4 protein-coding genes are annotated in these 2157 nt (G+C 39.8%); all 4 read right to left on the bottom strand.

The genetic code is table 11. From position 1 onward, the window contains the following. Positions 1-249 precede the first annotated feature (249 nt). Complete coding sequence (locus EXE09_RS18595; protein ID WP_130118248.1) at positions 250-480, bottom strand: hypothetical protein; 231 nt, start codon at positions 478-480, stop codon at positions 250-252. 12 nt (positions 481-492) lie between these two features. Continuing rightward, on the bottom strand, positions 493-672 hold the full coding sequence (locus tag EXE09_RS18600) for a hypothetical protein (protein ID WP_130118249.1): 180 nt from the start codon (positions 670-672) through the stop codon (positions 493-495). A gap of 93 nt (positions 673-765) precedes the next feature. Continuing rightward, entirely contained in the window at positions 766-1056 is a 291-nt protein-coding gene (locus tag EXE09_RS18605; protein ID WP_130118250.1) for a hypothetical protein, read from the bottom strand. Between the two features lie 3 nt (positions 1057-1059). Then, positions 1060-2157: replication initiation factor domain-containing protein (locus tag EXE09_RS18610; RefSeq protein ID WP_228257237.1), on the bottom strand; the 1098-nt coding region annotated here is incomplete at its 5' end.

The raw sequence follows: 2157 nt of genomic DNA on the forward strand, positions 1-2157 counted from the left end.
AGCATTAGCTTGATTAATGAGAATGACATTTGAAATAGATAATACAAATGATAAAACTAAAACATGAATTTTCTTGAAAAATTTTCTCATGTGTATGACCTAAAATAAGATTTTCAATCCTTGATAAAAGATGAAAACGAAAAACCAATTTACTAAACTAGGCTCATCCATTTTTAACTCCAAATTAAAAACCGCCTCTCTCTCCGCGCTCAACAGGTTCGCGCAGAAGAGAAGCGGTTTTATTTGCTATTAACGAACAGCACCACGTGATTTACGTAATACAGAAATCGTTGCAGCCAAACCAATGAATGCTAGACCCGCAGTTACAGCGAAACCCTCACCTGAAGCAATATTTGCCAATAAACCTGTTGTATCAAATTCAATTGCAGCAGCATTTGCAGATACAGCACCAGTTAAAGCAGCCGAAGCTACAGCCAATTTAGCCATTAAGGCTTTTTTCGATTTAGTCATGTTTTTCATGATTAACCCCTTTTATTTGACCGCTGAGCGTGATTTTTTTAACACCCAACAGACTGAGAAATAGGATGCAATTGCTACACAGATTTGTACCGATTGCGTCCCCGTGATAGCAAAATCAAGCCAGTTGAAAGATGAAACCCATTCAACACATTGTTTAGTAGACTGATCTACAACTGCACACTGATATGCCATTTTTTTTAAATCCTTTGATCACACTTGTTCTTATGATCTTGTATTTGTCCTTGATGCCAATATGTTCCGCAGAACGGGCAAAGAACTGGGAAATTATGCTTTAGGTGGAAGAATGACATTTGTAAGCACCTGTTTTTGAGCACGACCAGTTGTCACCAACTCAAGTTCTAAAGTAGCTTCAAATGGAAATTTACGCCCTTGAAGTTGCACCAAATTACGAGAATCTTGCCATTTGAACTCAGCAACACCTTGACCGACTGCATTACCTTGAGATACATCCATTGGAATCAATGCGTATAAAGTCACGTGATCATAATGACGACCATCTTCCGACTTCCAATCTGTAGATTTTGCACCGACTAAAGTTACTTTCATTTGTGACATGTTTTACATCCTCATCGCTGTCATTAAGACGTGATCCAACCGCTTTGGATAAGCAAAAGGGTCAGAGTGTGAAATTAAATTGATAAGTTCTTCAGGTTCAAAAACCTTTTTGAATAAATTGATATATCTGCCGTACTGTTTTTTTATTGTTTCAAGTGCAGCACTTGCATTGATTTGTGCAGTTTTAACCATGACTTCTATACGTTCAGGTTGAATATCTTCAGCTAAAATTTCGAAACATGGATAAGCACCGATAAGATATTCAGACGGTGACAGAAGCATGGCAAAAGGTAAGACTTGATCACGTGATTTAAATTCAACCTCTGCACGTTGCCAGTTGTCTAATGGGTCGCCCTCTGCCCTACCTTTTTCGTATAAACGTAAGTATTTACCTGATTCACGGCTACCAATGTTTAAGGTACGCCCACGACCGTTTGGACGTTTCCAATTGCCTTTATGCTCGACATTTGGCGCACGGTTGCCGTTTTGGAATCCACCGATGCCGTCCATCATATTGCCCCAATCGACATTGATCTTTGAACCGTCAAAGTCATCATGTGCAATATCTACACGGGTTAATTTTCCACGAGTTGCAACAGTGGTCAGGAATGTGTAAAGACGTTGTTCCCATCCCTCAGTAGCCATTGAACAGCCACGACCCGAAAGCATCACTAGATATGTATTTCGTTGACCGCCAACACAGACAAAACCGCATTTATCCCCGATTTCAAACGAGCTTTGATACCTGTTCTTTATGCCTTTATCAGCAAAAGTCAGGTTTAAACCGAATATGTGTTCAATATGCTTGTCGATCTCAATCGCCATTTGAAAATTGAGTTCAACAGGATCAATGATAATGTCATCTTGAAGTGCATTAACGTATTTGTGATTTAGCGTGGCACAGCTATCAGTAAAATTGACCCAATCAATAACCGCAATTTCATTGTCAGCAGGCAAACGACACGGAACTTCTTTAGGACCTCGACTGGTCATAACCATGTGAAGATATGGAGCTGGGTTTAAGCGTTGAAACGGCAAAGGCAAATCGGCATCTTGCAAATGGGAGTGCATGGATTCGAATTCCTTTACCCCCATCTTATT

The organism is Acinetobacter sp. WCHAc060025 (assembly GCF_004209355.1).
Taxonomy (GTDB): Bacteria; Pseudomonadota; Gammaproteobacteria; order Pseudomonadales; family Moraxellaceae; genus Acinetobacter; species Acinetobacter wuhouensis.